This window comes from Paraburkholderia sp. RL17-373-BIF-A (assembly GCF_046030175.1).
GTDB lineage: Bacteria > Pseudomonadota > Gammaproteobacteria > Burkholderiales > Burkholderiaceae > Paraburkholderia.
Window position 1 is genome coordinate 1 of sequence record NZ_JARESO010000012.1, and the last position, 26,313, is coordinate 26,313.

Sequence of the window (26,313 nt, forward strand, 5' to 3'; positions counted from 1 at the left end):
AGCAGGATATCGGCCAGGCGCTCCCGCAGCGGAGGCAGGTGAATCGGTATGACGCTCAAGCGATAGAGCAAATCCTCGCGAAACTCGTTTGACTCGACCATTCCCTTCAAATCGCGATGGGTCGCCGCGACCAGCCGTATGTCCACCGGAACCTGACGATGGGTACCCACAGGCGTGACATAGCGCTCCTGGATGACCCGCAGGAGCTTGGCTTGCATGGACAATGGCATGTCGCCGATTTCGTCTAGCAGCAAGGTCCCGCCGTCTGCCGCGGCAATGCATCCAACACGGTCGCTGGCTGCGCCGGTGAATGCGCCTTTGACGTGTCCGAACAGTTCGCTTTCAAGCAGGTCTGCGGGAACCGCCGCACAGTTCACGGCCGCGAAAGGCATGCCGCGTCGCTTCGACACATCATGGAGAACACGGGCCGCGACCTCCTTGCCGGTGCCCGTTTCACCGGTGATGAGAACCGTGGCGTCTGACGAAGCAGCGCGCCCGATTTGCTTCTGTACTTCGCGCAGCGTGTCGCTGACTCCGAGCAGACGAGGCTTCTTGTTGGCGGTCTCAGACGTGAAGGAGGCCGCTTGCTCATCAACCGCCGCGGAAGGGGCTTCTGACGAGACAATGCGTTCAAGAAGCGACTGGATTGCTAGCCTGCCGACGGGCTTGGTCAAATGGTCGAACGCGCCAAGCGTCATGGCTCCAATGGTGTTGTCGCTGGTCGCAAAGCCTGTAAGCATCACGACCGGTAGCAAGCGCCAACGGGGTTCGGCTCGAATGGTTTCAAGTAGCGCGAGTCCATCCATGCCGGGAAGCCGAAAGTCGAGAAAGACGCAGGTGAACGCCCGTGCATCCTGAAGCACTTCGAGGGCTTGCTCACCCGAGTTCGCTTCGTCCACGTCGTGTCCGAGGTCAAGCAAGGTCTCCACAAGACCTTCGCGGAATCCTTCGTCGTCGTCGACTACGAGTATGTGTGCCATGGGATATCAATTACAAAACACGCGCCGTGTTCGGTGTCTGCCACATAAGCCCGGCCGCCATGCGCCGTGGCAACTTCCCGTGCGACGGCCAGGCCGAGTCCCGAGCCGTCAGGCCTGCCAGTGACGAAGGGCTCGAAGATGCGTTCCCGGTCGATGGCGGGAACGCCCGGTCCGTTGTCGATAACGACCAATCGCAAACTTTTCCCTCCGGGGGCGGCAATCCCGCTTGCCCTTACGAGGACCTCGCTATCGGGCGGCGCATGCCTAATGGCGTTCAATATGAGGTTGTCCAAAGCGCGAGCCATTTGCGCGGGGTCGATAACCGCGGAACAATTTGCCGGCTTGGGTATGTTCGGTTGCAATGCCTCCACGTCAACGTTTAGATTGATGCCTTTCAAGGCTGCCTGCTCCTCATGCGCATTGACAGTTTTCGCCAGCCACTCGGCCAGGTTCGTCGCTTTCTTCGTGACAGTCACGGGCTGCGTCAGTGCGAGAAGGCTGGATACCTGAGTTTCAATCCGTTCTACCTGCACAAGAATTGAAGCCAGGGTTTCACGCTGTCTGCTGCCATTGCCCAACAGAGCGTTTTCAGCCTTCCGTCTAACCGCGCCCAAAGGGTTACGAATCTCATGTGCAACTTGCGCCGCGAGTCTACCGAGGGATGAGAAACGTTCGGCTTGCATCAGTTGGTCGCTCAGGGCAACCGCCCGCTGCTGAAGCGACTCGGCGCGAGCGACATAGGCGTTGAAGGCGTCGACGATTTTGTCGAGGTCGGGCTCTCCCACTGCCCGCAGCCGAACCGGAGACCCGACATCAGGTTGAGGCGATAGTCCGAGTTCGAGCTTTGACAAATTGTTCTTCCATCGACGTAGCGCCAAGCCCAAAACGACGGCAACGAGAAGGATGCCACCGAGGACGACCGCAAGTGACGAAACCAGGACTTGTCCGTACGGACCAAGGGGCGCATGGGCTCGGGTCAGTGTCCAGACATAGAGGTTTACGGCGCCGCCGACGGCACACGCGGAGACCACCGTTACGCCTTGTTCTGCGCGGACAGAGTCAGATACCGAAGCATGAGTTGTCGCGGAGCGTCTCAAAGCGCGGAGTATCAACGGTGTTTCTGCCTCTGGAATGTCGCGTTTAATGCCGCTTCCCTGATACGTGGGAAATGAGTATGCAAGGAAACCGTTCGGTTTCGATGCTGGCGCCGAGGTGGAACGGCTGTGGTCACTGGAACCCGCTGTCTCCGACGGCGAACCGGACGTCGTAGCTGCGCGTGAATCCCAAAAGCCGCCTTCGACAGCTGGGGCCTGGACCAGGACGGCGTCGAGTACCGCATGCATCAAATCGGCATTAAAGGGGTCCGGATTCAACTGCCGTGAGAGTGAATAGCGAGAAGCGACGTGCTCGCAGGCACTGGCCGACTCCTGGCTCGCCATCGAAACCTGCCTGCTTTGGTCTGACTGAATGAGAAGCCAAATCACCCCGGCGAGGACCATGCAGACTACCGCAACCAGCGCCCAAAGGAGCACCAACTGGGTGGCAAAAGATAGTCGCTTCATGGTTGGGGACGTCCCTAACAAAACAGGCTATCACTTATGAGAACCGTTTCGAAAATTCTATTGGGTGGTGGAACGTCACGTTATAAGCACGTTTGGTACCTAGATAGATATTGACGTCTTTTTCCCCGAATGTGGAGGGGTCTCCGGCGCTAGAGGGATGAAATTCCGCCGGAAGGCGTGAGCGGTGTGTCCACTAACCCGACACTCGCTGTCCGATAAATAGACAGCTCGCAACTCAAAGTCCAATCCTTGCCGTATATCTGGAGAGGTCGCTCGATAAGGCCACAAGCATAGCGATGATGCGGCACACCACCGATACATGCACCGTGCAACTTGCCGAGCGCTTGCCCAAGCGCATTTGGGTATTTAAAACTCCGAAGGGGATGAAAGGGTCTATCCAGTTGGTCGGTTCGCTGCTTGTCAGCGATGAGCCGCGCGTTGCGGTAAATTCAGAATACCCACACGTCATCAACTACGACCCGTTCTCGCCTGAATCTGTGATGTTCACGGACACCGACACAAAAGAGCGCATCCAGGAGGTCTCTGGCTACTTCCAGTATCGATTCCACATTGCGTTCAGTGCCAACTTCAACGGCGATGCAGGCGTGCAGGTTATGGAATCGAATGTAGTCCGCGGGCCTGAAGCGCTGGTTACCGATTGGGGCACATGCCAGATGCTAGAGCGCGTCAAGGACCGCCGGAAGGTTCAGCCCATCAATCCGTTTGCGAAGCAATCAACTTGACGTCACGGAACGGCTTTCGTTGCATGTGGACAGGCATAGAAGCAAAAAAGCCCCTCAGACTTCCGTCGCGAGGGGCTCCCTTTCTAAGCCGTCGGCTTTAGAGCGCGGCGTCCTTCAGCTTCTTTAGCGGGCGCACTTTCAGACGCACCGAAGCGGGCTTTGCGTCAAACCATTTTTCTTCGCCCGTGAATGGGTCCTTGCCGAAGCGTTTCTTCTTTGGCGGCACGTCCTGAGCAACAACCTTCAGCAGACCCGGCAGCGTGAACTCCTTTGCGCCCTTCTGGTGGACCGATGCGAGCACCGTTTCTTCCAGCGCTTCCATCAAAGTCTTCGCCGCTTTCGGCTCGACACCTGACGGAAGACGAAATCCGCTTCTACGACGCGCTCGCCAATAACGAGTCAGCCGTCCGCGAGCTGACCGACGAGACGCTCAAGAAGATTGCACACGAACTCACCGAAAACCTGCGCCAGAACATCACAGTGGACTGGTCGGAGCGGGAGAGCGTGCGAGCCAGACTGCGGCTGATGGTCAAGCGCATCCTTCGTAAATACAAATAGCCGCCGGACCAGCAGGACGGCGCGGTAGAACTGGTCCTGCAGCAAGCCCAGGCGCTCGGGGAGGCGTGGAGCTAGCAAGCCGCAACATTTTCCGAACCGTTCCAGCGGTCGCTTCGGGAGTGTGATTTCACGACGTCAGGGTCAACCGCTCCCGATGATTCCTTGCCGATAACGAGTACGATTCGGTACCGGCAAATTTGGTGACCTCGCAGGGTTCACGAGTGCCATCGTGCTTGCCATGATTGCCTTGCTGATTGGTTACGAGGCAGTCTCGCGCTTCCTGTCGCCGGTACCGATTCACTTCGACGAAGCGATTCCTATCGCGGTGGTCGGCCTGCTGGTTAACCTGGCGAGCGTCTGGCTCCTCAGTGCTGGCTATCATCGGCCTCGTACTGGCACGCGCATTTGGCTGGCTCTGGATGGACCCGTTGGCGGGCGTCATCGGTGCACTGGTGATTGCAAACTGGTCGTACGGGCTGATGCGTGACACCGGTGCAATCCTGCTCGACATGAATCCCGACCGACGCATGGCGGAGAACGTGCGGCATGCTATCGAGGACCGTGGCGACAAGGTCGTTGACCTGCATGTGTGGCGGGTGGGTCCGGGCCACATGAGCGCCGTGGTGTCGGTGGCGACGGGTGAACCCCAGCGTGATTCGCGCTTCTATCACGCGGTGCTCGAGCGCTTCAAGGGGCTGTCGCATGTCACCGTTGAAGTGCAACCTTCACAAGCGGCGGCCTGACCCATGGCAGTCAAGTCGCCGTGCATCGATGTGTGTGCCTTCGATGGCAAGACCAAATTGTGCGTTGGGTGTTTTCGCACACTCGATGAAATTCGGGGGTGGAAGAAGATGACCGACCATCGACGCCATCAGGTGATTAACGACCGGGTGCGGCGACAGACCAAGCTGCAGCGTGAATCGCCAGGTTCGTCGGCGCCGGCAGACAATGCCATGGACTGCAAGCTCTCCGATGTCGCCATCGTAGCTAGATAATCAGGCCGCTCGCGCATCTACCGTAATGAGATAGTGCATCAACGTTTCCAACGGGGAGGAACTATGCCTGTGCGACATAAGGAACAGCACCGTCTGGAAACCATTAGCTGGTTGCGTGCCGCTGTACTTGGCGCCAATGATGGGATTGTCTCGACGGCGAGCCTCGTCGCCGGCGTGGCATCAGCGCACACCACTCATGGAAGCGTTGTGCTCACGGCCGTGGCCGGCCTGGCTGCCGGGGCCATGTCAATGGCGACAGGGGAATATGTATCTGTTTCCTCGCAGGCAGATACCGAAAAGGCAGCCTTGGTCCAGGAGCAGGCCGAACTCGATGCCGACTTCTCGCGCGAGCATCGGGAATTGACTGCAATCTACGTGCGTCGTGGTCTTGATTTGCCGCTTGCCAGGCAGGTTGCCGAAAAGCTGATGGCGCACGACGCTCTGGGTGCTCATGCTCGCGACGAGCTTGGCATTTCGGAAGTTACTGCAGCCCGACCGCTGCAAGCCGCACTGGCTTCTGCCTGCAGTTTTGCGGTTGGTGCCGCGTTGCCAGTTATCATTGCCGCCCTCGCGCCTGAATCGGTGCTGCTGCCGGCCATCGTCGTTTCTGCTCTGGTTTCGCTGGCCGCGCTGGGCGGCCTGGCCGCAAAAGCTGGCGGGGCGAAAATTGGCCCCGGCGTCATCCGCGTGGTCTTCTGGAGCGCTTTAGCCATGGGCGTGTCATCAGGCGTCGGCGCCTTGTTTGGTGCGGTAGCCTGAAGCGCCAGACGCCGTCCGGAAGCGATACGTCTGGGACAACGCTACCGAACGACAGTCGGAAAACGCTACAACTGCTTACAAATCTTGCGGTCGCTACGTCCACCGGTTTGTGGGCTCCCGCGTTCTTGCTGACACACGTCAACGGAGCGCGACATGAACACCAACCTGACTTCCAGTTTGCCGCAACGCAGTCGTATCCACCCTCTGGTTGCCGGTGCGGCTGTCGCCGCTATCCTGGCCAGTGCGACGGGCATCGCGGCGATGACCGGCATTCTTCCGACATCCCGGGCGACGACCGAGCCTTCGACGCAGCCTGTACCAGTCGTCGCTCAGACCGCCAGTGCGCCGCTTGCATTGCCGCAATCAGCCGCTCAGCAACACGCCACGCGGGAGGAAGCGCCAGTCCAGCCCCGTGTGCATCATCATCGGACCACTCCGGTTGAACAGGCTCCCAGGTATTCAAGCAACGACGCATATCAAAACGCGGTGCAGCCGGCACCGCGGCCGGTCGCGATTGACCCGACCGCCGGCGAAGTTGTCGCCGTCAATACTGTTCAGGAACCCGAACCGACAACGGGTCTCGGAGCCGTAGGCGGAGCTGTCGCTGGCGGGTTACTGGGAAATCAGGTTGGAGGAGGACGTGGTCGCGTTCTGGCAACGATTGCGGGAGCCGTTGGCGGTGGATTGGCGGGCAATGGCATCGAGCATGCGGTGCGCAAGGCGACGAGCTACCAGGTGCAGGTAAGAATGCAGGATGGCAGCTACCGGAATTTCAACTACTCGACGCAGCCGCCGGTCCAGGTCGGCGAGCGTGTCCATGTCTCGGGTGATTCCCTGGCAGCGTCGTAATCATGGTCCGAACCGGCAGTATCCACAGCGGCTTACTGGCGGTTACAGAATTGACACTTCAGCCGCACATGCATCCGTGCGCCCCCCCTAGAATCCGCGTTGTTCGCCATTATCTGGTAGCGGCCAGAAGTGAGCAGGACAGGAGAACCCCATGAAACGCGCTACCCTTTTTCTGGCAGTGGGCCTTTCCGCTGCGTGCGCATCCAGCGCGGCTCTCGCCCACGCCGACATTGGCGTTTTTCTGGGTGTGCCCGGCCCCGTCTATGTCGCACCTCCCCCGGTCGTGTACGAGGCCCCACCGCCGGTGGTCTACGCACCAGCTCCGGTCTATGGCTATGGATATCGATATGAAGGGGATTACGGCGACGAGCGCAGGTGGCATGACCACGGTCGCCACCGTGGATGGGAACATCATCATCATGGTGACGACGACTGATTTTCCGATGGCTGTGCCCCGATAGCGTTTGGACGGTCCTGAGCGGAGTTCGACCCGCCTCACATTGAACGCTCAACCTGTCCGTGCGACCTCAACCGCATTCGAATCCCACTCCAGATGCTGTGCGTTCCTGGCATAGCCGCACACGTTCACTTGCCGACATGTTTCGCCCGCCGTCTCCCCATAAAGGCGATTTCGTCGCGCTGGACGTTGATGATGTTCTAGCCGACAGCTTGAGCGCCGGTCATTGCCGTAAGTCGGCTTCACTTTCGCCATCTCGATGGTCCACTGGTGATGGACAATCGTGTGGGACACAATCCTTATCGGCATCCGACGTGTACGCAGGCGAACTCAAGCGGATACGGTGCACTTCCGTCCCGCGTCTGCTTCCGCCAGCAAGAGGGTAGCCAACAGACTACTTGTGGGCATAGAGAGTCATGTCCACACCGTGTTGCATGATGATGTGCACCGTCGCACTGATGACAAAGGTGACGAAGGACGCCACGCCGAGGGAAGAAGCGTCCGTTTCGTTTTCATCCCCTACGCGATGCAGCACGGCTGCCGTTGCTATCCATGCCACACCGAAGCTGATTCCGGCGAGTACATCAGAAAACCAGTGCACGCCCAGATAAAGGCGTGAGAACGAAATCAGGAGAATGAACAGTGCGGTGGCAATCGCAATACGTAGCCGGGCGACGTTGCCCCACGCGCGCGCAACGAAAAACGCCAAAAAGCCATAGGTGACGACACTCAGCGTTGCATGATTGCTGGGAAAGGAAAACCCCTGTAAGCCCTCATACATCGATGACGGTCGCACACGGCGCATGGCAAGCTTAAGTGTTATGACGAAGACCTGCGCAAACACGACCGCCAGAATCCAGTAAGTAGAACTTCGCAGCCGCCATTGCCACACGAGCCACGCAAGGACGACCAGAATGACCGGGATGGTGACGGCACCATCGCCTAGTTCTGAGGCGGCCACCATAAGGGAGTCGAGTAACGGGAAACGCATGGATTGCAACGCAGCGTGAATCTTGACGTCGACAGCAACAAGCGGGTCCCCGCTTACGACATCCTCCAGCACGCCAAGGAAAAGCCACGTACCACCTACGGCTAGTACGCCAGCAACGAGCAGGTTGAGAATCCCGATGCGCTCAAGGAGCAAACGCCAGTTCATGTTTCACCGCCGGGCGTTGTTGTCCTGGCGACGAGCACAATCAGCGTCGCGATACAGAATCCAGCTCCCGCATAAAACGTTGTGCTTGCTCCAAACCGGTCCCAGAGCCCGCCGGCGACGAGGCTTGCCACAAGCATTGCCAATCCGCTCATGAGGTTGAAGAAGCCAAACGCTGTCCCTTTCAGCTCGGGTGGTGCTGCTTTCGCAACCATGGTCGCCAGCAGACCTTGCGTGAGTCCCATATGCAGGCCCCACAGAGCGACGCCGAGCAGCACGACTGGCCAGTGACTTCCGTGCGCAAGCACGACATCCGACACAATCAGCACAACGAGACCAATGGCTAGCAGTCTGGTGTGGCTCATCGAGTCGGCGAGCTTGCCAAAGGGGTAAGCCGACGCCGAGTAAACCAGGTTCATCACGACCATGACGAGTGGCACTAGCGCCACCGGTACGCCGCCCTGCATGGCGCGCAGGACGAGAAACGCCTCACTGAACCGTGCGAGTGTGAATACCGCACCGACAAATACTACCCACCAGTAGGGCTTGCTCAGCTTCTTCAGGTTTCCGAGCTTCAACGGATTGACGCGCGTCGCACCTGACTGATGCATTGGCTCCCTGACGCCAATTACAAGCAGTGTCACGGCGGCGATGCCCGGAATCACGGCTACCCAGAACACCCTGCGGAAGTCGTTTGCCCAAAGCAGCATCAGCACGACGGCCAGCAACGGACCGATGAAGGCGCCGACCGTGTCCAGCGACTGGCGCAGGCCATACGCGGCACCGCGCAGATGCGGCGGAGTGATATCGGCTACCAGCGCGTCGCGCGGCGCCCCCCGCACACCTTTCCCGATTCGGTCCGCGACGCGCGCCGTTAGGACAATTCCTGCCGTCGGTGCGAGTGCAAAAAGCGGCTTGCTGAGTGCGCCCATGCCGTAACCAATGACGGCGAGCCATTTCCGGTTGCCAAGATAGTCGCTCAGTGCACCGGAAAAGATTTTCACGATGGGCGTGGTCGCTTCCGCGACACCTTCAATGAGGCCAACCATCATGGCGCTCGCCCCCAGGCTCGTCACCAGGAACATCGGTAGGAGGCTGTGGATAATCTCCGACGAGATGTCCATGAACATGCTGACGAAGCCGAGCATCCAGACGCAACGGGGAATCTGGCTGAGCGTGCGTGCGCGAGGCTTGATGTCAGTCTGCATTCTTCTCGATTCTGTAATTGTCCGGTTCGACGGCGGCATGGTCGCAAGTCGGGGCAAAATCAATATGAAGCGCTACCAATGGTATCGGGCGATGTTCCAGCCTGAAACGGGTCTAGGTTACCTTCCGACGCTGCTTCTCACACCTATACACATAAAGCGCCGGTAACAGGTTTGTACTTAGCAGACCGCTCCAGACCAAACCGCCCAGCGTAACGATGGCGAGCCCCTGTTCAGGGGCGGCGCCTTTACCGAAACCGAGCGCGGTCGGCAGCAGGCCCAGTGAGGCTGTCAGCACAGTCAGGAGAATCGGCCGGAAACGCACCTCGACTGCGTCGCGCACGGCGTCGACCACCCCGAGTCCTTGCGCTTCGTTTCGCTTTACCAACTGCAGCAAGACGATGCCGTGGTTCAGGCTCACCCCAATCAGGGTAAGAAACGCAATCAAACCGATGGCGTTGAGACCGACACCACTCACCACCAGGGCAATTGCTCCCCCGGAGAACGCCAACGGCATCTGTAGCAGAAGCAGACCGGGCACGAGGAGGCCATCAAATTGCAACGTCAGGATGCCCAACATTAGCGCGAGAGCCACTATGGCCGCCACGCCTACATTGAGCGCGGCATGTTCGAGTTGCGGATACAGGCCACCAAACCTCACCTCGTATCCCGCCGGTAACGGAAGCGTCGCTAGCGCTTTCTTTGACGCAGAAATTACCCGACCGAGCGGCGCGGTAGGTGTCGCCAGAATCTCCACCGCTCGCAGTCCGTTCAGATGTCGTATGACGTTGGGTCCGGTGACCAGGTGGACGTCTGCCACGTCTTTCAACGCGACCCACCCGCCGGCCATCACCGGAATCTGATTGAGTTGCTCGATGGACAGATGCGTTGGGTCGGCGAGTCGCAAGAACACATCCAGGTGACCATTACCCTCCGGGACGGTAGCGACCGTTTGTCCGGCCAGCAGGATGTGCAACTGGGAAAAAAGCTGCACCGGCGTAATGCCGTGAAGCGCGAGACCGTCGGGGTTGGGCGTAATTCGAAGTTCGGTCACGGGATAGGCGTCGTTGTTGAAAACGTCCGAGAGGTCGGATACGCCTGCGAGTCGATGCGTGACTTCGTTCGACAGCGATTGCAACCCGTCAATCGAGTCACCATAGACGTCGATGACAAAGGGCTGCGGCAGGCCCGAAAGCGTTTCGCCTACCCGCTCAAGCGTTGGCGTTCCAATCACCGTCTGGACCGCCGGGAGCTTCGACGCATCCAGCACCTGTTTGCCAATTTTGTCGAGACTGCTCGCGTTCACATCCGGCTTTAGCGCAATCTGAATCTCGCCTGCATAGGCAGGCTCGGTGTATGACGTACCCGACGCAGAGCCGACCCGCGAAAATACGTGTGCCACAGGGTCGAGGCCTAGCAATCGCTGGGTAATGCGGTCCGACGCGTCCTGGGCATCATGCAATGACGTTCCAGGGGGTAGCGTAAAACTTTCGAGCAGTACGGCCTCGTTTGGAAGCGGCAGGAAATCGACGGGAACCAGCACAAGCCCGGCCACCGAGACCACGAAAATGGCGACGCAAGACCATAGCGAGACTCGGGGACGCCGCAGTGCAAAGTCGAACAGACGCAAGTTGTGCCTCTTGAGCCACGCGACCGCGCGCGAACCGGAAGTGGCGCGCTTCTCGATATGCGGACCGATGAATCCCAGCACGAGTGGAATCAGACTGAGCGAGATAAACAGTGATGCAATGAGACTCACCGTCATCGCAAGAGAGAACGGGACGAAGAAAAGTCCGGCGAGGCCCCCCACAAACACAAGCGGCAGGAATACCGCGACGGTCGTCATCGTTCCTGAAATGTCGGGACCGGCTATGTCGCGCAAGCCACGCGCAACGCCTTCCCACCGGCCGTCACCCGTTTCCCAGCGGTGGTAAATGCTTTCGAGTACGATGATGGCGTCGTCCGCGAGCAGGCCGACTGCCACTGACAACGCGCCGAACGTCAGCAGATTCAGCGTCTGTCCCATCAGGTACAGCCCTGCGATACCGAGCAGCAGCGACAGCGGAATGCTCAGCGCGAGCGCCCATATTCCGCGACTCGCGCCGAGCATCCAGAACAGGACCCCAACCGCGAGCACGGCCCCAATGGCCAGATTCCTGGTCAAATCTGAGGCGACTACGCCGACAATGTGCCCCTGGCTGTAGATGCGCACGAAGCGTGCGCCGCCGGGCAGTTGGGGTTCGAGTTCCTGCAGAGTCTTATCAACCGCGTCGACGACAGGCAGCGTCGAGGCCCCCGGTTGCTTGAACACGACGAGCGCAATGGTCGGCCGGTTGTCGAGTTTCACCGAATGGTGAGACGGGAGCGCAGACCGTACGACATCCGCAATCGAACTCAACGGAACAGTAATGCCTGATGCTGCCACGGGCACGCCAGTGTAGTCGGATGGCTTTGTCGGCAGACTTCTGCCTTCTACGAACACATCCTGGTGACCGAGGTCGACGTACCCGCTCGGCACCATCGCAGTCGTCGCGTCGAGCGATGCCGCGAGCGCCAATGCTGAGACGTTGAAACGCTGCAGCCTCGCCAGGTCGGGACGCACCCAGATGGCGTCCGCTCCCGGGCCGGCGACCGACACACGCTGTACGCCCGGCACCGCCCGGATACGCGGCGCCAGGTTTGATTCAACAACGCGTTGCACCAGCGACGCCTCCACTCCCTCAGGAATCTCGATTGCGTAGTCCGCGACCTCGTTTATTGCGTTGCCGGAGATTTCCGTCGTCAGGCTCGTGCCCTTCGGTAGCGAACCGGTGATACGGCCGATGACACCGTTGACGTCCTGGAGCGCGCTTGCTGCAGTGGTCCCCTCCGAGAATCGCGCTTCAATCTTGACGGAGCCCTGTCCGACGACGGTTCGCACGTCGCTCAATGACTGTAGCGAAGACAGCTCGGCTTCGACGGGGCGTGCAATCAGTCCTTCCAGGTCCAGGGTCGTGGCGCCTGGCAGCTGTGCAACGATACTCACCTGCGGCATGTTGAACTGCGGCAGGACTTCCGCGTGGATATTGAGGAGCGCATAGATGCCGTAAGCAATCAGGGCTGCGTACAGCATCACCCAGAGCAGCGGCCTTTTGACGATATCGTTTAGCATTTTTATTCTTGGCGGGAAGCGTCAATCGGCTTGCTGGTAGCGGGTAGCGAAGTCCTGATGGAAAAGTAAATAAGCGTCCTGCGTCACGACACGCTCGCCTTGCTGCAGCCCTTGCCTGATTGATGTCCAGCCGCCGTCGGATATTCCCGGGGTGACCTGTTGCCGACGGCTACCGCTTTTGTCCCGCACCAGTACCCACCATTGACCTCCATCCAGAATGAGGGCGGTCGACGGAATGGCCAGGCGCTTGTCGTCGGACGCGGTCAGTGAGACCGTGCCCACGCTTCCCGCCACCAGGCTGGGCCCCGATGCTGCATCGAGCCAGACTTCCAGTTGACCAGGCGTGGTGATGCTTCGGGACACGTGCTGTACGACCACATCGACGGGTGCGTCCGCGCCCTCCGCCAGAAAGATGCCCCTCATGCCAGCGGCGACCGATGAGGCGTCGTTTCCAAAGAGATTCGCGACAACATGCAGACCACGTGAAGGGGCCGCGGTTGCCAGAGGCTGGTCGGCAGTTACGTATTGACCGTCGGCCGCATTGACCGCCGTCACGACACCGTCCTCGGGCGCACGAATCACAACGAGACTCGCGTAGCTCCGCGCGGCTGACTGCGCCGCTGCGACTTGCTGGCGCACAGTGTCGAGTTCGGCACGTGCGCGAATGACGACGTCACGCGTGCTGAGGTGTTCGTCGAGCTTCTGCTGTTCGATGGCGGCAGCCTGGCTCGCGGCGGCCATTCGTATCTGCGCCGATTTCAGGTCGGCTGCAAGGCGCGCGGTATCAGTCGATACACTGGGACCGGTCAGCCGTGCAATCACTTGCCCAGCCCGCACTTCTTCACCGGGAATCAGGCGCATGCTGGAGACGACGCCAGCGGTAGGTGCGGTCATTACGGTATTGGATGCTGCCTGGACGCGGGCCGGTGCTGCGAAAGTGGATGCAATGTGTTTCTGGACCGCAGGCATCGTCACGACGTCCTCGGCGAATGCAGGATGACCAGCGACGAAGCACGTGCCGATAACGGCGATGAAGACTAGCAGGCGGACATACGTCATGGATGGCCTATTGAAGCGGCTGGTGGTCAATGGCGCTCACACCAATCAGGGTACAGAGTTCGACTTGCTGCTGAAGAACGGAATTGGCGAGCTTTGCCGTTGTGACGCGTTGATTCAGCTGCCGGACTTCAATGTCGGCCAAGACCGGAAAAGTGACGTCGCCAGCACCATAGGCGACACGTAACTGTTCCACTGATGCATTGAGCGCGGCCTCCGTCGACTGCGAGCTGTGAAGACGTTCAGCTAGCAACGTCAGTTCCGAATTGATGCCGTCGACGGCCGTATATGCGTCGTCGAGCCGTTGTCCGTATTCCTGGTAGAGACTCTCCCGGGTAGCTTTTTCAATGGCGATATTGCCCCGGTTGCCGTTGAACAGCGGTAGGGTTACAGCGACGGTAAGCCCCGAGGTATAGATGGCTGACGTGTCGCGGCCTCTTGTGACGCCGACATCGAGCCTTGGAAACTGGGCAAGGAGTGCTGCGCGATAGCGTTCGTCCTGCTCGTCGTATCCCGCACGCAGAGCCAGCAAGTCGGGCCGACGCTGGCCCAGGTCTGAAAGCGCACGGACGACGAGGTCCTGCGGAACCTCCGATGGCTCCGGCGGAGCCGCGAGCGTCAAATGCGAACCGGGGGGAAGGCCAAGCAGCCTGGTGAGTTCCTGCGCGGCCTTGAGATGTTCCAGTCGTAGCGCGCCTAGCTGCTGCACGTTGTCGCCGTACGCTACTTCCGCCAGCAAGGCCGCGTCTCGTGTTACGTCGGAGCGCGCGAGGGCCTTTTGCAATCGTTCGTTACCGTCTTTCTGATATGCCACAAGCTGCCCGACTTCACCTTCGAGACGCTCAAGGCTCACGTTAGTGACGTAGAGCGCATAAGCGCGGTTCGCGACCTGCCATCTCGCCCATTCCAAAGCGAGCTGTTGCTTCTCGCTTGCCTTGGCTGCCGCTCGTTTCTTCCCAGGGCGGTCAACAAGCGCCGACACCTCGTAGCTGAGCCCGACCATGAACGCTGGCACATAGCCCTCGGCACCGGGACGGTCCGTACTGAAGCTGAGCGTCGGGTCTGGCAACAGACCGTCCGCATATTCCTTGGCGGTGGCGACATCGAGTTCCCGCTCAGCGCGCCGGATGTCGGGGCTCTGCTGAAGTGCCCTTTCGACCACCTGGTCCACCGTCAGCGGCGCGTCTGTCGTTGCTATGTCATAAGACCATTGCGGCGCCTCAGGAAGGGGCCTCGGTGCATACGAAGCACATCCGCTTAGCACTACAGTCAGCGTCAGCTGAGCGAACCGTGCGAGCGCATTTGCACCGCCACATCGCTGACCGGTTGCAGTAATCCGGTTTTCCAACCTACTATCGTAAGTACGATGGGTCACGATGGGTATCCGCCGGAAGAAACGCTTCAGATATTACTTCGCGAGACTTAGATTTGACTTAGCTAGTTGGTGCCGACCGGTGAGAAGTATGAGAATTCTGCTTGTAGAAGACGATGAAATGATTGGCGGCGCAATCGTACAGGCGTTGAAGGACGCAGCCTACGCGGTCGACTGGGTATGCGATGCTGATTCAGCGACAGGTGCGCTGACAGGACGCGAGCACGATGTGGTGCTTCTTGACCTGAACCTGCCAAAGCGCGATGGCATCGATGTACTCCGGTCATTGAGGGCAAAAAGTAGCAAGGCTCCCGTCATAATTCTCACCGCACGCGATAGTCTGGACGACAGAATTGCCGGGCTCGACGCGGGCGCCGACGATTACCTGGTGAAACCGTTCGAAATCGGCGAGCTGCTCGCACGTCTTCGGGCGGTCACTCGCAGACTCGGTGACCATGGTGACACGAAAATGACGAGCGGAAATCTGACGCTGGATTCAAATACGCACCTTGCGGTGTATGGCGACACCGAGTGCAGCCTGACCGGCCGCGAGTTCGCACTGCTGAGCGCGCTCATGATGAAGCCTGGGACAGTCCTGTCAAAAAGCGAACTTGAGCGAAAAGTATACGCGTGGGAAGAGCAGGTCGAGAGCAATGCTGTGGAAGTGGTGATTCACGGTATCCGCAAGAAGTTGGGGACGTCCGTCATTCGCAACGTACGAGGTGTGGGATGGTTGGTAGACAAGGAAAGCAATCACGCTCCCTGACGTGGCAACTGTCGGCCTGGATTGGCTGCGTGATTGTTGGAGTGGGTGTTATCGCCTGCGGACTGTCATTTGCGTTTGCTTTTCAGGAAGCGAGGGAGCTCCAGGACGGGCAGCTGAACGAAATTGCTACTCTTATCGACAGTCGGGCGCTCGAGTTCGGTGGTTCTCGGCCATTGATTGAAAGTTCACAGCATAAGGACGTCAAGGTGGTCATTGACAGGCTCAATGGAGAGGCGACAGGTTTCGCGCAGGCGGCGGGACTCATCGTACCCAACACATTGACGGACGGTTTTCATGACATGGAGGACAACGGGCAAAGGTGGCGCGTCAACATCAGAACACTGCGCAGCGGAGAACGCATAGCATTGGCGGAGCCGTCCGCGCTGCGTGATGAAATTGCGCGGGACGGCGCAATGAGAACGCTTGTCCCCATGCTGATTCTTCTTCCGGGATTGGGCGTCGTCATCGTGGTGATTGTCAGAACGAAGCTGGGTCCTCTCTCACGTCTGGCGAATGTTGTGGACCAGCAAACTGATGTATCGCTTGAACCGCTATCTGAAGACGGAATCACCAACGAAGCATTGCCGTTTGTCAGGTCCATTAACCGCCTTATTTCACGTTTGCGTGAGGCCATCAGTCTCCAGCGCCGATTTGTCGCGAGCGCCGCGCACGAACTGCGCTCACCGCTGGCGGCACTGTCGCTGCAGGCGGAAAACCTCGGCACAACCATCACGTCACCAGACGCTCGAGAGCGGCTGACGGCCTTCCAGTCGGGATTGCGCCGGACCCATCGGCTCGTTGAGCAACTGCTCACATTGGCAAGGTCCGAACAACGGGGGCTGGAGCAGCCAACGAGGGTGTCACTGCGCGCGGTGGCAACTGACGTTATCAACTCGACCATTGACATGGCCCGCGAAAAAGATATCGACCTCGGGTTCGAGCATTTCGAGGAAGTTGATGCCGTTGTAGATGTGTCTTCCCTCACTGTCGTGCTGAGAAACCTTGTCGACAACGCTGTGCGATACACGCCGGTCGGAGGAAGGGTAGATGTATCGGTCGTCCAGTCGGGCGACGAGGTGGTGTTTGAAGTAGCCGACTCGGGTCCGGGCATTCCGGAGCACGAACTCGCGCACGTATTGGAACCGTTCTATCGCCTGGACCACTCGGCGCAGTCGGGAAGCGGACTGGGTCTGTCTATTGTCTCTGAAATCGCCCGCAGGGCTGGCGCGCGCCTGGTGCTCACGAACCTGGACGGCGGATTTCGAGCCCGCTACTTCCATCCGCTCCATTTGACGGCGGCGTTGCAGGAGCGAACCCGCTCGCCCGAGGACCCAATGACTCTAGCGTGAATCAGCCGGGGTGACTTGATTCACAGGGGCTCGGCAAGCGCTACCGCGAATGGAGGCAAACGAGCAACATGAGCGATAAGAACGAGGACCTGATGGAAACGCCTGGCCCGCGCGAAGACCGAACTGCCGGAGCAGCCTCTCCTTCGGCGCGCGTCTCTGCACCGCTGCAGGTCGAGCATCCGGGTGCCGGCGATGCAACTTCCGACAGCGCCGGGCTGACGCAGGCGGAGGTGTTCGAACAATGTCGCGCAGGCAACGTAAATCTTGCGCCGCGGTTCACTACACGGACAGTATCCGGAATCCTCCGTAGCAACGTTGTGACCGTATTCAATGGCATTCTGGTCGTATCGATTGTTGCGCTACTCATCGTCCGTTCCAACAGTGACGCTGCGTTTTTGGCGGTTGTTACGTTCGCAAATATGCTGGTCGGAATTGTCAATGAGTTCCGTGCCAAATGGGCGTTGGACCGCCTCGCCGTACTTCGGAATACCATCGTTACCGCGCGCCGTGACGGCAGCGACCAGAAAATTGGAAGTAGCGAGGTTGTCAAAGGTGACGTGTTACGCCTGAAACCCGGGGACCAGGTCGTGGCTGACGGCGAACTCGTTACCTCCGCGAGCATCGTCATGGATGAATCGCTTCTGACGGGTGAGGGGGAGGGGGTGGGGAAGAGTAAGGGGGACCCGCTGCTATCGGGCAGTCATTGCCTCAGCGGCTCTGGAGATTACGTGACTACGCGCGTGGGTATCCTCTCCGGTGTAAACCAGCTAACTGCCAAGGCGAAGACCTACGCCTCCCGGCTAACGCCCACACAGAGAAGCATCAATACCGTCATAAAGGTGCTGACTGCAATCCTGGTACTGCTCGTCGTGTTGTTACTCATGTCGGCATACATCAAGCACCTTTCCGCCAAAGACACGATTCTGTCGCTGGTCACGGTGATTAAGGCACTGGTCCCGGAAGGTCTGGTGCTGGTGTCGACACTCGCGTTCGCCATGGGAGCGATACGAGCCGCGCAAAAGCAGGTGCTGGTCCAGAAGCTCGGTGCGGTCGAATCGTTGAGCCACCTCACTGTGCTATGTATGGACAAGACAGGAACGCTTGGAACGAATCATCTGCAGTTTCATTCGTTGGTCCCGTTCTCCGGTTCGACTGATGCGGTCGGTCGGTTTTTGCAGCTTTTCGTCGGAGCCGTTGGTTCGCCGAACCAGACGACCGAGGCAATTGCTTCCGCCTATCCCGCGCTCAAGAGCAATGTGCTTGGCGAGTTGCCGTTCAGCAGTGAGACGAAGTTAAGCGCCGTACGCCTGAATGTCGATGGGAAGGAATTTTCTCTCTGGCTTGGAGCGCCTGAGGCGCTCGGGGAGAAACTTCTGACGCTCTCCCAGAGAGAGCAGCTTGATACGCTTTTGCAGAAAGGCATGCGCGTGCTCGTTATAGGCCGTTCAGACGCGGCATTGTCCGAGCCCTCAGGCGATATGCGTTTTTTGGGGTTCGTTGTTCTCTGCGACGAGCTTCGTACCGATGTGGGCAGTGCAGTCCGTTTTTATGAAGACCGTGACGTCTGTCTGAAGGTGTTATCCGGCGACAATGCGCTGACCGTCGCAGCAGTCGCACGCCTTGCTGGCATGACCGTTTACGGTTCGACCTTGAGCGGCCCGGAGCTGGCGGGCATGAACCCTGAGGAATTCGACAAGGCAGTCGACGAAGGCCAGTTTTTCGGGCGACTCGTGCCGGCCCAAAAGCAGGAGATTATCAAGCGCCTGCAATCGCACGGCAGCTTCGTGGGCATGATAGGCGACGGAGTCAATGATGTGCTGGCGCTAAAACAGGCAGATATTGGTGTTGCCATGAACTCCGGAGCCGCAGCCGCTCGGGATGTCTCCGATATCGTTTTATTGAAAGACTCGTTTGCTCATTTGCCCGCCCTCTCCGAAGAGGGTGACAGAATTATTCACAACATCAAACGCATTCTGCAGCTGTTCCTAACGAAGAACGTGTACAGCCTGTTCTTTGTCGGCTTCGTAGGTTTTGTTGGGCTCAGTTTCCCCCTGAGCCCCCGGCACATTACGTGGATTGACATCCTGACGATAGGCGTACCCGCGACCCTTTTGACGCTGATGAAGCCGAGCATCGGAAAACAATCGACGAAACGCTTCGTCGGGGAGCCTTTGAAGTTCGCTATTCTCGCTGGCCTCGTTACCGCGTTTTGCTCACTCCTCGTGTACGCGAATTTCTTCCTGTTTCAGGACAGGGGTGAGCAATACGGTACTACAGCCAGCGTGTCGGTTATTGTTCTTATCGGCTTGTATGTTCTTACACGGGTGACTACCCAGGAGCGAGGAAGAGCAGGCACGGCGTTGCAGCGCCTTACTGTAACAGCGTTTTTGGCCACGGCCCCGATGCTTCATCTTGTGGCAGTTTATTGGCCGCCTTTGCGCAACGCGCTCGGCATGGTGCCACTCGATGCAGACTCTTGGATTACTATTGTCACTGCGTCAGTGTTAGGAATGGCGACTTTACACTACATCCTCAAAGATGCGATTCGCAGGCGATTCTTGGGAATCTGATAGCACGACGTCTACTAATGAGACCGTCAGCCAGCCAGTAGCCGCGACAACCCCGGAAGTGCTACTCCGAACGTTTGCAGCAGCAAAAACGCATTGAGAGACAGGACGATGGCGGCCGCTACCGTGGCCAATATGGTAGTGAACGTGCGGTTCCTGCGAACGCCCATGATGTCCTGTCGACAACTGAACCATAGCAGCGCCATCATCGGAAACGGCAAGGCAAGACTCAACACGACCTGGCTGATGACGAGCGCATTGGTCGCGTTCACCCCGAAACCAACAACGACAAAACTGGGCACCATTGTCACGACCCTTCGCACCCAAAGCGGGATACGAAAGCCAATGAAGCCCTGCATAATCATCTGGCCAGCCATCGTGCCCACGACCGAACTTGATATCCCGGAGGCGATTAGGGCAAGGAGAAAAATGCCTGCAGCGCATATGCCCAGCAGCGGTGCCAGTGTATGGTATGCCGTCTCGATTTCTGCGACATCAGGGTGTCCCTCGTGGAATGCGCCGGAAGCCATGATGACCATGGCCATATTGATAAGACCTGCGGTGGCCAATGCGATGACGACCTCGAGGTTCGAATACGCGAGCAGCGTGGTGCGTTCAGCTTCTGTCATTGGGAGGACGCGACTTTGAGTCAGCCCCGAATGGAGAAACAGCGCATGTGGCATGACTGTCGCGCCAATAATGCCGACAGCAATAGTGAGCGCCTCTGAATCCGGAAGGCGCGGTGAGAACGTATGAACGAAGACTGCCGGCCACGCAATTGGCACGATGAATAGCTCGGCCAGGTAGGACAAGCCAATCACTCCGACCAGTCCACCAATTGCCAGCTCGAGTGGACGGAAACCGGCGCGCTCAAATAACAGAAGCGCATAGGTCACGAGAGCGGTGACCACCATGCTGACAAACAACGGCATGTGGAACAAGAGTGACAGGCCGATTGCTCCGCCGAGAAACTCGGCCAAATCCGTTGCCATCGCGGCCACCTCGCTCACGCCCCACATGAGAAGGACGAGCGGCTTGGGGAAGTGTTCGCGGCAAAGCTCCGCGAGGTTTCGCCCGGTAACTATCCCGAGTTTTGCGGAGAGCCCCTGAAACAGCATGGCTATCAGATTCGCCAGCAGCACAACCCAGAGGAGCGTATAGCCGTACTTCGCGCCAGCCTGAATGTTCGTCGCGAAGTTCCCCGGGTCCATGTAGGCGATTGAGACGACCACCGCCGGGCCGAAAAATGGCAGGAACACCCGTGCGCCCCGGCCTTCGAGCCGCTCCCGTATCGCCGACGTCGTTTGCTCCGTCAGGGTTTTACGTCTGTCTTTGCGACGAGCACGGTCGTCCATTGCCACTCCAGCCTGTCACCGGCTGCACGCACTGCAGGTCAGCAGTCTGTCTGCGCATTACAGCATCATTTGCCAGCGTGCTTGGCCTGCCACTTCTTCATGTATGCAATTTCCTCATTTTGTGCCTTGATGATGCTCTTGGCCAGTCCCTTCATGTCGGGGTCCTTGCCGTATTTCAGCTCCACCTTCGCCATATCGACCGCGCCCTGATGATGCGGAATCATGTGAGACACGAAATCTTTATCGGTGTCACCGCTGTACGGAGGGGCACTCATCTCCTTCATCATCTTTTCGTCCGTTTCCTTGAACGCTGATGTTGACGGGCTCGAACCGCTATCGGCCGAACTGGACATATTCATTCCGGGCATGGGTGCACTCTGCTGGGCGTTCGCGGGAAGTGCGGCAATGGTCAATGCGGCACCTGCGCAGATAAACGCGACTCGGATGGGAAAAAGGCTTTTCATCTTCAAGCTCCTGTTGGGAAAGGTAATTCTGAGTGGCCGTGATGTTGATGGTGTGTAGGGCCATGGGAGGCATGATGCTCATGCCCACCCTGGTCATGCTGACCGCATCATCCGCATCATCTCGGGGCCGCCGGTCCTGAAAAATACAAACCTCCTGCGTGAAGACTCCTATACCAGCGGCGCGCGGTTATAGAAGTAAATGCCGTGAGGTGATTTTCCGACCTTGATGGTGTTGACGAGCTTCAGCGTTTTCATATCGATGATGCCGACGTAGCGGGTGAACCGGAAGGTCACCCACAGGTATCGCTTGTCGGGCGTCAGCTCCATGTCGTCGGGGCCTGGCAGCAGACCGGTGATAGTTCCAACGTTGGTAAGACTGTTCTGGTCGAGGATGCTGATGGTGTTACCGACCCGGTTCGACACCAGAATGTGCTGCCCGTCGACGAGCGACCGGAAATTATGGGCGCCCTTGTCGACTTCGCCTGAAACCTGCAACGTGACGAAAACAATCTTGTTGTCCGCCGAGAAAATCATGTGGCTCGGCATCGCCGACAATGGCACGCGCTTCGCCAACGTGACGTTCTTTCCGTCGTAGTGGTAGATGTCGACCCGGTCAAGCCGCAGACGGTTCGTGACGAACCATTTCCTGTCGTACGAGAAGCCGAGCTGGTACGGGTCTTCGATGTCGGGCACCCACCTTTGAACCTTGCCAGACTTCGGGTCAAGAAAGACGAGATTGTTGGCCACGGAGTTCGCGACAATTAGCGACTGATTGTCGGGGGTCGCCATCAAGTGGTGGGGCTCCTTTCCCACCGGGAAGGTATCGACCTCCTTTTGCGTTGCTTCATCAATCAGGCTCACGCTCGCGTCGGCCGAATTCAGCACAATGACGTTCTCAGCATGAGCGGGAAGCTGAAACGCGAACATCAAAAGTAAGGCGCCAAAAGGGAACCGCATTTCGTCTACCTCCGTGCGGCGGCGTCGTCAGCCTTTGACCGTGGGATGGAATCCTGCCTCTTCGATGACGGCGACCAGTCGGTCCAATGGCAGCGCCGAATCGATTTTCACGATTTTGGTGGTGACATCGATGTCCAGCCTGGCTGCCGGGTCGACGTTGGTGATGGCGCGCGTAATCGAGTTGGCGCACCCGCCGCATGACATATCCTTAACCTCGAATTTCATTTTTGCCTCCAGTAGCAAATCAGAACCCTTAGCATGAACCTTCCCATGGTAGGAAGGTCAAGTGCCTGCGTGATGCGCCTGCCCTTGGTGTCCGTCCAACCGCCTGGACGGCGGCCGGGCGCGGAAAATATAAGGTGAAAGTCGTCCGTTCGGCCTGGCTTGCGACGTCGACCTGGCTGTTGTGGCCAAGGGGCACACAGTTACACCGTGAGACGGTTTCGGCCTTACAGTCTTCTTAAACTGCGTGCTAGACTGCAACCCATGTCTTACTGGCGCAAACTCTTCGTCATCGTGCTGCTGGCATTGAGCCTTCCGGTTCAGTCGTTCGCGGCCGTCTCCATGAAATGCGGGTCTTCGCATTTCGGGAGTGATGTCGCGTCCGCGCAGCATGTGGACACGGACGAGTCGACTCCGCATCACCGTCACTCGCATGATGTGACGATGGCTGACGGTGACCATCACGGCCATTCCCATGGCGGCGATGTGCACCATGCCCACTCGTGCTCGACCTGCGCGTCCTGCTGTTTCGGCGGGGCCTTGCCAGCAGCCCCCACAGTGGCGACATCTGCCGACGTTGTTCATTTTGCAGTTCTGTTTCCCACATCGGACCGTGTCGCGTCGTTTCTGACCGGCGGCATCGAACGACCTCCCCGTATTTCCCTCGTCTAGTCCTTCTGTCGCGGCCGAAGCCGCGATGCGGAATTTCGACCTGATGGCCGCCCGTCGGCCATCCAGGTGACTTACGACGAGAAAAATCCATGCGAATGTTTATCGCGGCGCTGCCCGGCGCGGCGGCATTGTTGCCGACGCTCGTGCTCGCCACTACAACACTTCCTGACCCGGCAGATGCGGCAGCATCGGTTCCGGCCGTCAGCGTGCCGTCCGTGTTTGCGGACTATCAGCCGTTTCGTGACCAGAAAGCACCCACGTGGCAGGAGCTCAATCGGGCAGTGACGACCACGCCCGGAAAGCCGGGGATGGGCCGCGGTCAGATGCCATCAGGCGTCAGCGGTGCCAAAAATAACGAGCACAGCTCCCATCACGAGGAGCCCGCGAAATGATGCGGCACTTTTTTTCGAGCGGCCGCGTCATTGCTTGCGCCACTGCGGTTGCGTTCTTGGCCGGCTGTACGACATTTTCGAAGGACGGTGGCTTCAATACCGTTTCGACGACCGCTTCCGAGCGTCTTGGGAAAGATGCCGTATTGGTGAAGACCGATGAAGACCGGGACGCTGTCGCAAAGCGGACGCAGGAACTGCTTGCCAGACCACTGAGCATGGATGACGCGGTCCAGATTGCGCTGCTGAACAACCGTGGCCTGCAGGCCTCGTACGGAGAGCTCGGCATCTCCGAAGCGGACCTGGTTCAGGCGGGACGGCTGCCGAATCCCGGCTTCATGTTCAGCCGCACGCACGGGAACAACGACCTGAGCATCAGCCGCACCTTCACGCTCGGCTTATTGAATGTCCTGACGCTGCCGCTGGCGACGCGCATCGAGAGCCGCCGCTTCGAACAGACCAAGCTGCTCGCGGCCGATGCGATGCTCAAGGTCGCCGCCGATGCTCGGCGGGCCTATGTCAACGCGGTGGCGGCCGAGCAGGCTGCAGCCTATGCCGCGCAGGTGAAGGATTCGGCCGAGGCCGGTGCCGAACTGGCGTTGCGGATGCAACAGGCCGGCAACTTCAGCAAGCTCGACTACGCGCGTGAGCAGGCCTTCTATGCAGACGCAGTGGCGCAACTGGCGAAAACGCGGCAGCAGTCTGTGTCCGCGCGGGAAAAACTTACGCGGACGATGGGTCTGTGGGGTGCCGGGACGCAGTACACGCTTCCCGACCGTCTGCCTGACCTTCCCAAGACCCGGCCTGAGTTGAACGACCTCGAGAGCTTCGCGATGCAGAACCGGCTGGACATCCAGGCGGCAAAGCTGCAGACGCAGAGCGTCGCATCCTCTCTGGGTCTGAGCAAAGCGACGCGTTTTATCAACGCGCTGGACGTCGGATATCAGAACAACTTCACCACCTCCGATGGCCATGAGCAGGGCTACGAAATCAGCGTCGAGATTCCCATCTTCAACTGGGGCGGCTCGAAGGTTGCGCGCGCCGAAGCGATTTACATGCAGTCGGTGAACCGGGTCGCCGAGACCGCAGTTAACGCACGCTCCGAGGTTCGCGAGTCTTACTCTGCGTACGTGACCGACTACGACGTCGCGAAGCACTACCGTGACGAAGTCGTGCCAATCCGGAAAACCATTTCCGATGAGCTACTGCTTCGCTACAACGGCATGCTCGCGAGCGTGTTCGAACTGCTGTCGGATTCGCGCGACCAGGTTGGCGCGGTGAACAGCTACATCGACGCGTTGAAGGAGTACTGGCTGGCAGAAACCGACCTGCAGCAGGCAGTCGGTGGCCGTCTCCCGCCGCTCGCGATGGCTTCAGCGCCATCCGCGCCCACGACGCAACCGGCGTCGCCTACAGATTCAGAAGGTAAATGAAATGGTGTCACGTCGAAAATTTATCGGCGGCTCGGGGGCCGCGTTGCTCGGAGCAGCATTGGTGAGCAAGGCTGGTGCTGCGTCGCTGCCTGAGGCACCCACGATGGCCAAGGCCGCCACGCAACCGCCGCTTACACCTCCCAATGGCCGTCCGTACACGCCCGTTGCCACGCTGAACGGCTGGTCGCTGCCGTGGCGCATGAAGAATGGCTGGAAGGAGTTCCACCTGATTGCTGAACCGGTCGTACGCGAGATGGCACCGGGCATGAATGCGAATCTGTGGGGCTACAACGGACAGGCCCCTGGCCCAACCATCGAGGCAGTGGAAGGCGATAAGGTCCGTATTTTCGTGACCAACAAACTCCCGGAACACACCACTGTTCACTGGCACGGAATGCTGTTGCCGTCCGGCATGGATGGCGTCGGTGGCCTCACGCAGCCGCACATCCCTCCGGGCAAGACGTTCGTCTACGAATTCGAGCTTGAGAAGCACGGCACCTTTATGTATCACCCGCACGCCGACGAAATGGTGCAAATGGCGATGGGGATGATGGGCACGTTCATCGTTCATCCGAAGGACCCGGGTGTGATGCAGGTCGACCGTGACTTCGTGTTCATCATGTCCGCGTATGACATCGACCCGGGCAGCTTCACGCCGCGCGTCAATGAGATGACCGACTTCAACATGTGGACCTGGAATTCGCGGGTCTTTCCGGGCATCGACCCGTTGCCGGTACGTGCCGGGGACCGCGTGCGTATCCGGTTCGGCAATCTGACGATGACCAATCACCCCATCCATCTGCACGGCTATCACTTCGAGGTCGCGGGCACGGATGGCGGATGGATTCCGCCGGCCGCGCGCTGGCCTGAGGTCACCGCCGATGTCGCGGTCGGCCAGATGCGTGCCATCGAATTCACGGCGAACCGGCCCGGCGACTGGGCGTTCCACTGCCACAAGTCCCACCACACGATGAATGCGATGGGGCACTCCGTACCCAACCTGATTGGCGTGCCGCAGAAGGACCTCGCGAAACGCATCAACAAACTCGTGCCGGACTACATGGCAATGGGCAGCACAGGCGGTGCGATGGGCGAGATGGAGATGCCACTCCCCGACAACACGTTGCCAATGATGACCGGCACCGGCCCATTCGGCCCGCTGGAGATGGGCGGCATGTTCACCGTCGTGAAGGTACGAGAGGGGTTGGGGCGCAAGGACTATCGCGACCCGGGCTGGTTCAAGCATCCCAAGGGAACGGTTGCCTACGAATACACCGGCGAGTTGCCGGACAGCTGATT

23 protein-coding genes and 3 pseudogenes are annotated in these 26,313 nt (G+C 59.1%); 14 read left to right on the forward strand and 12 right to left on the reverse strand.

What is annotated here, in order from left to right; genetic code table 11:
• Both P0D80_RS16630 and P0D80_RS16635 read right to left on the reverse strand, forming a co-directional pair.
• Nucleotides 1-980: sigma-54-dependent transcriptional regulator (locus P0D80_RS16630; protein WP_408285412.1), on the reverse strand; the 980-nt coding region annotated here is incomplete at its 3' end.
• Complete coding sequence (locus tag P0D80_RS16635; protein ID WP_408285415.1) at nucleotides 962-2,542, reverse strand: sensor histidine kinase; 1,581 nt, start codon at nucleotides 2,540-2,542, stop codon at nucleotides 962-964. The genes P0D80_RS16630 and P0D80_RS16635, both read right to left, overlap by 19 nt.
• Before the next feature lie 296 nt (nucleotides 2,543-2,838).
• Between P0D80_RS16635 and P0D80_RS16640 the strand changes: the two genes are divergently transcribed.
• Nucleotides 2,839-3,285 carry a hypothetical protein gene (locus tag P0D80_RS16640; RefSeq protein WP_408285418.1) on the forward strand — a complete coding sequence of 149 codons (447 nt, stop codon included), beginning with the start codon at nucleotides 2,839-2,841 and terminating at the stop codon, nucleotides 3,283-3,285.
• A 97-nt stretch (nucleotides 3,286-3,382) separates the two neighbouring features.
• On the opposite strand, the pseudogene P0D80_RS16645 reads toward P0D80_RS16640, so the two are convergent.
• Nucleotides 3,383-3,640 (reverse strand): annotated as a pseudogene (locus P0D80_RS16645) (HU family DNA-binding protein); the annotation flags it as partial.
• Between P0D80_RS16645 and P0D80_RS16650 the strand changes: the two are divergent.
• The 6 genes and pseudogenes from P0D80_RS16650 to P0D80_RS16675 form a co-directional block, all read left to right on the forward strand.
• A pseudogene (locus P0D80_RS16650) lies at nucleotides 3,637-3,918 on the forward strand (type I restriction enzyme endonuclease domain-containing protein); the annotation flags it as partial. The pseudogenes P0D80_RS16645 and P0D80_RS16650 sit on opposite strands and share 4 nt — an antisense overlap.
• Before the next feature lie 97 nt (nucleotides 3,919-4,015).
• Nucleotides 4,016-4,586 (forward strand): annotated as a pseudogene (locus tag P0D80_RS16655) (cation efflux transmembrane domain-containing protein); the annotation flags it as partial.
• 3 nt (nucleotides 4,587-4,589) lie between these two features.
• Nucleotides 4,590-4,838, forward strand: a complete 249-nt coding sequence (locus P0D80_RS16660) for a DUF1289 domain-containing protein (protein WP_408285421.1) — start codon at nucleotides 4,590-4,592, stop codon at nucleotides 4,836-4,838.
• A 63-nt stretch (nucleotides 4,839-4,901) separates the two neighbouring features.
• On the forward strand, nucleotides 4,902-5,597 hold the full coding sequence (locus P0D80_RS16665) for a VIT1/CCC1 transporter family protein (RefSeq protein ID WP_408285424.1): 696 nt from the start codon (nucleotides 4,902-4,904) through the stop codon (nucleotides 5,595-5,597).
• A gap of 153 nt (nucleotides 5,598-5,750) precedes the next feature.
• Nucleotides 5,751-6,446 (forward strand): glycine zipper 2TM domain-containing protein, encoded by a 696-nt coding sequence (locus P0D80_RS16670; RefSeq protein ID WP_408285427.1) that lies wholly within the window; start codon nucleotides 5,751-5,753, stop codon nucleotides 6,444-6,446.
• Nucleotides 6,447-6,597: 151 nt separating this feature from the next.
• Nucleotides 6,598-6,882 (forward strand): hypothetical protein, encoded by a 285-nt coding sequence (locus tag P0D80_RS16675; protein WP_408285430.1) that lies wholly within the window; start codon nucleotides 6,598-6,600, stop codon nucleotides 6,880-6,882.
• A gap of 415 nt (nucleotides 6,883-7,297) precedes the next feature.
• On the opposite strand, the gene P0D80_RS16680 is transcribed toward P0D80_RS16675, so the two are convergent.
• The 5 genes from P0D80_RS16680 to P0D80_RS16700 form a co-directional block, all read right to left on the reverse strand.
• A complete protein-coding gene (locus tag P0D80_RS16680; protein ID WP_408285433.1) occupies nucleotides 7,298-8,059 on the reverse strand; it encodes a phosphatase PAP2 family protein in 762 nt (253 codons plus the stop codon).
• Nucleotides 8,056-9,264 (reverse strand): MFS transporter, encoded by a 1,209-nt coding sequence (locus tag P0D80_RS16685; RefSeq protein ID WP_408285718.1) that lies wholly within the window; start codon nucleotides 9,262-9,264, stop codon nucleotides 8,056-8,058. Before P0D80_RS16685 ends, P0D80_RS16680 begins: the two co-directional genes overlap by 4 nt.
• Nucleotides 9,265-9,376: 112 nt before the next feature.
• Complete coding sequence (locus tag P0D80_RS16690) at nucleotides 9,377-12,412, reverse strand: efflux RND transporter permease subunit (protein ID WP_408285435.1); 3,036 nt, start codon at nucleotides 12,410-12,412, stop codon at nucleotides 9,377-9,379.
• A gap of 21 nt (nucleotides 12,413-12,433) precedes the next feature.
• Nucleotides 12,434-13,501: an efflux RND transporter periplasmic adaptor subunit gene (locus P0D80_RS16695; RefSeq protein WP_408285437.1), complete on the reverse strand. Its 1,068-nt coding sequence runs from the start codon at nucleotides 13,499-13,501 to the stop codon at nucleotides 12,434-12,436.
• Nucleotides 13,479-14,843, reverse strand: a complete 1,365-nt coding sequence (locus tag P0D80_RS16700; RefSeq protein WP_408285441.1) for a TolC family protein — start codon at nucleotides 14,841-14,843, stop codon at nucleotides 13,479-13,481. Before P0D80_RS16700 ends, P0D80_RS16695 begins: the two co-directional genes overlap by 23 nt.
• An 88-nt stretch (nucleotides 14,844-14,931) precedes the next feature.
• Between P0D80_RS16700 and P0D80_RS16705 the strand changes: the two genes are divergently transcribed.
• The 3 genes from P0D80_RS16705 to P0D80_RS16715 all read left to right on the forward strand — a co-directional run bounded on the left by P0D80_RS16705 (nucleotide 14,932) and on the right by P0D80_RS16715 (nucleotide 19,525).
• A complete protein-coding gene (locus P0D80_RS16705) occupies nucleotides 14,932-15,606 on the forward strand; it encodes a response regulator (RefSeq protein ID WP_408285443.1) in 675 nt (224 codons plus the stop codon).
• The gene (locus tag P0D80_RS16710; RefSeq protein WP_408285446.1) at nucleotides 15,570-16,955 is read left to right on the forward strand and encodes a sensor histidine kinase; all 1,386 of its coding nucleotides are present in this window, start codon (nucleotides 15,570-15,572) and stop codon (nucleotides 16,953-16,955) included. The genes P0D80_RS16705 and P0D80_RS16710 overlap by 37 nt, the downstream gene beginning before the upstream one ends.
• A gap of 68 nt (nucleotides 16,956-17,023) precedes the next feature.
• The gene (locus tag P0D80_RS16715; protein ID WP_408285450.1) at nucleotides 17,024-19,525 is read left to right on the forward strand and encodes a cation-translocating P-type ATPase; all 2,502 of its coding nucleotides are present in this window, start codon (nucleotides 17,024-17,026) and stop codon (nucleotides 19,523-19,525) included.
• A 26-nt stretch (nucleotides 19,526-19,551) separates the two neighbouring features.
• Here P0D80_RS16715 and P0D80_RS16720 read toward each other — a convergent pair whose 3' ends face one another.
• From P0D80_RS16720 to P0D80_RS16735, 4 genes are all read right to left on the reverse strand, one after another.
• Nucleotides 19,552-20,877 carry an Nramp family divalent metal transporter gene (locus P0D80_RS16720; RefSeq protein WP_408285454.1) on the reverse strand — a complete coding sequence of 442 codons (1,326 nt, stop codon included), beginning with the start codon at nucleotides 20,875-20,877 and terminating at the stop codon, nucleotides 19,552-19,554.
• 65 nt (nucleotides 20,878-20,942) lie between these two features.
• Nucleotides 20,943-21,341 carry a CopM family metallochaperone gene (gene copM, locus P0D80_RS16725; protein ID WP_408285457.1) on the reverse strand — a complete coding sequence of 133 codons (399 nt, stop codon included), beginning with the start codon at nucleotides 21,339-21,341 and terminating at the stop codon, nucleotides 20,943-20,945.
• Between the two features lie 168 nt (nucleotides 21,342-21,509).
• A complete protein-coding gene (locus tag P0D80_RS16730; protein WP_408285460.1) occupies nucleotides 21,510-22,298 on the reverse strand; it encodes a YVTN family beta-propeller repeat protein in 789 nt (262 codons plus the stop codon).
• A gap of 27 nt (nucleotides 22,299-22,325) precedes the next feature.
• Nucleotides 22,326-22,523, reverse strand: coding sequence for a heavy-metal-associated domain-containing protein (locus P0D80_RS16735; RefSeq protein WP_408205899.1), 198 nt, complete (start codon nucleotides 22,521-22,523; stop codon nucleotides 22,326-22,328).
• Nucleotides 22,524-22,784: 261 nt separating this feature from the next.
• Between P0D80_RS16735 and P0D80_RS16740 the strand changes: the two genes are divergently transcribed.
• The 4 genes from P0D80_RS16740 to P0D80_RS16755 all read left to right on the forward strand — a co-directional run bounded on the left by P0D80_RS16740 (nucleotide 22,785) and on the right by P0D80_RS16755 (nucleotide 26,311).
• Nucleotides 22,785-23,192: a hypothetical protein gene (locus P0D80_RS16740; RefSeq protein WP_408205897.1), complete on the forward strand. Its 408-nt coding sequence runs from the start codon at nucleotides 22,785-22,787 to the stop codon at nucleotides 23,190-23,192.
• A gap of 89 nt (nucleotides 23,193-23,281) precedes the next feature.
• A complete protein-coding gene (locus P0D80_RS16745) occupies nucleotides 23,282-23,584 on the forward strand; it encodes a hypothetical protein (RefSeq protein ID WP_408259833.1) in 303 nt (100 codons plus the stop codon).
• Nucleotides 23,581-25,014 carry a TolC family protein gene (locus tag P0D80_RS16750; RefSeq protein WP_408285464.1) on the forward strand — a complete coding sequence of 478 codons (1,434 nt, stop codon included), beginning with the start codon at nucleotides 23,581-23,583 and terminating at the stop codon, nucleotides 25,012-25,014. The genes P0D80_RS16745 and P0D80_RS16750 overlap by 4 nt, the downstream gene beginning before the upstream one ends.
• Nucleotide 25,015: 1 nt before the next feature.
• Nucleotides 25,016-26,311 carry a multicopper oxidase family protein gene (locus P0D80_RS16755; protein WP_408285467.1) on the forward strand — a complete coding sequence of 432 codons (1,296 nt, stop codon included), beginning with the start codon at nucleotides 25,016-25,018 and terminating at the stop codon, nucleotides 26,309-26,311.
• Nucleotides 26,312-26,313: the final 2 nt, after the last annotated feature.

Excerpts from the sequence above, each read along its gene's own strand:
- P0D80_RS16665 (WP_408285424.1), top strand. The coding sequence starts at position 4,902 with ATGCCTGTGCGACATAAGGAACAGCACCGTCTGGAAACCATTAGCTGG.
- P0D80_RS16680 (WP_408285433.1), bottom strand. The coding sequence starts at position 8,059 with ATGAACTGGCGTTTGCTCCTTGAGCGCATCGGGATTCTCAACCTGCTC.
- P0D80_RS16745 (WP_408259833.1), top strand. The coding sequence starts at position 23,282 with ATGCGAATGTTTATCGCGGCGCTGCCCGGCGCGGCGGCATTGTTGCCG.
- P0D80_RS16715 (WP_408285450.1), top strand. The coding sequence starts at position 17,024 with ATGAGCGATAAGAACGAGGACCTGATGGAAACGCCTGGCCCGCGCGAA.
- P0D80_RS16740 (WP_408205897.1), top strand. The coding sequence starts at position 22,785 with ATGTCTTACTGGCGCAAACTCTTCGTCATCGTGCTGCTGGCATTGAGC.
- P0D80_RS16735 (WP_408205899.1), bottom strand. The coding sequence starts at position 22,523 with ATGAAATTCGAGGTTAAGGATATGTCATGCGGCGGGTGCGCCAACTCG.
- P0D80_RS16705 (WP_408285443.1), top strand. The coding sequence starts at position 14,932 with ATGAGAATTCTGCTTGTAGAAGACGATGAAATGATTGGCGGCGCAATC.
- P0D80_RS16710 (WP_408285446.1), top strand. The coding sequence starts at position 15,570 with ATGGTTGGTAGACAAGGAAAGCAATCACGCTCCCTGACGTGGCAACTG.
- P0D80_RS16640 (WP_408285418.1), top strand. The coding sequence starts at position 2,839 with ATGATGCGGCACACCACCGATACATGCACCGTGCAACTTGCCGAGCGC.
- P0D80_RS16635 (WP_408285415.1), bottom strand. The coding sequence starts at position 2,542 with ATGAAGCGACTATCTTTTGCCACCCAGTTGGTGCTCCTTTGGGCGCTG.
- P0D80_RS16685 (WP_408285718.1), bottom strand. The coding sequence starts at position 9,264 with ATGCAGACTGACATCAAGCCTCGCGCACGCACGCTCAGCCAGATTCCC.
- P0D80_RS16750 (WP_408285464.1), top strand. The coding sequence starts at position 23,581 with ATGATGCGGCACTTTTTTTCGAGCGGCCGCGTCATTGCTTGCGCCACT.
- P0D80_RS16670 (WP_408285427.1), top strand. The coding sequence starts at position 5,751 with ATGAACACCAACCTGACTTCCAGTTTGCCGCAACGCAGTCGTATCCAC.
- P0D80_RS16690 (WP_408285435.1), bottom strand. The coding sequence starts at position 12,412 with ATGCTAAACGATATCGTCAAAAGGCCGCTGCTCTGGGTGATGCTGTAC.
- P0D80_RS16730 (WP_408285460.1), bottom strand. The coding sequence starts at position 22,298 with ATGCGGTTCCCTTTTGGCGCCTTACTTTTGATGTTCGCGTTTCAGCTT.
- P0D80_RS16660 (WP_408285421.1), top strand. The coding sequence starts at position 4,590 with ATGGCAGTCAAGTCGCCGTGCATCGATGTGTGTGCCTTCGATGGCAAG.
- P0D80_RS16755 (WP_408285467.1), top strand. The coding sequence starts at position 25,016 with ATGGTGTCACGTCGAAAATTTATCGGCGGCTCGGGGGCCGCGTTGCTC.
- P0D80_RS16720 (WP_408285454.1), bottom strand. The coding sequence starts at position 20,877 with ATGGACGACCGTGCTCGTCGCAAAGACAGACGTAAAACCCTGACGGAG.
- copM (WP_408285457.1), bottom strand. The coding sequence starts at position 21,341 with ATGAAAAGCCTTTTTCCCATCCGAGTCGCGTTTATCTGCGCAGGTGCC.
- P0D80_RS16675 (WP_408285430.1), top strand. The coding sequence starts at position 6,598 with ATGAAACGCGCTACCCTTTTTCTGGCAGTGGGCCTTTCCGCTGCGTGC.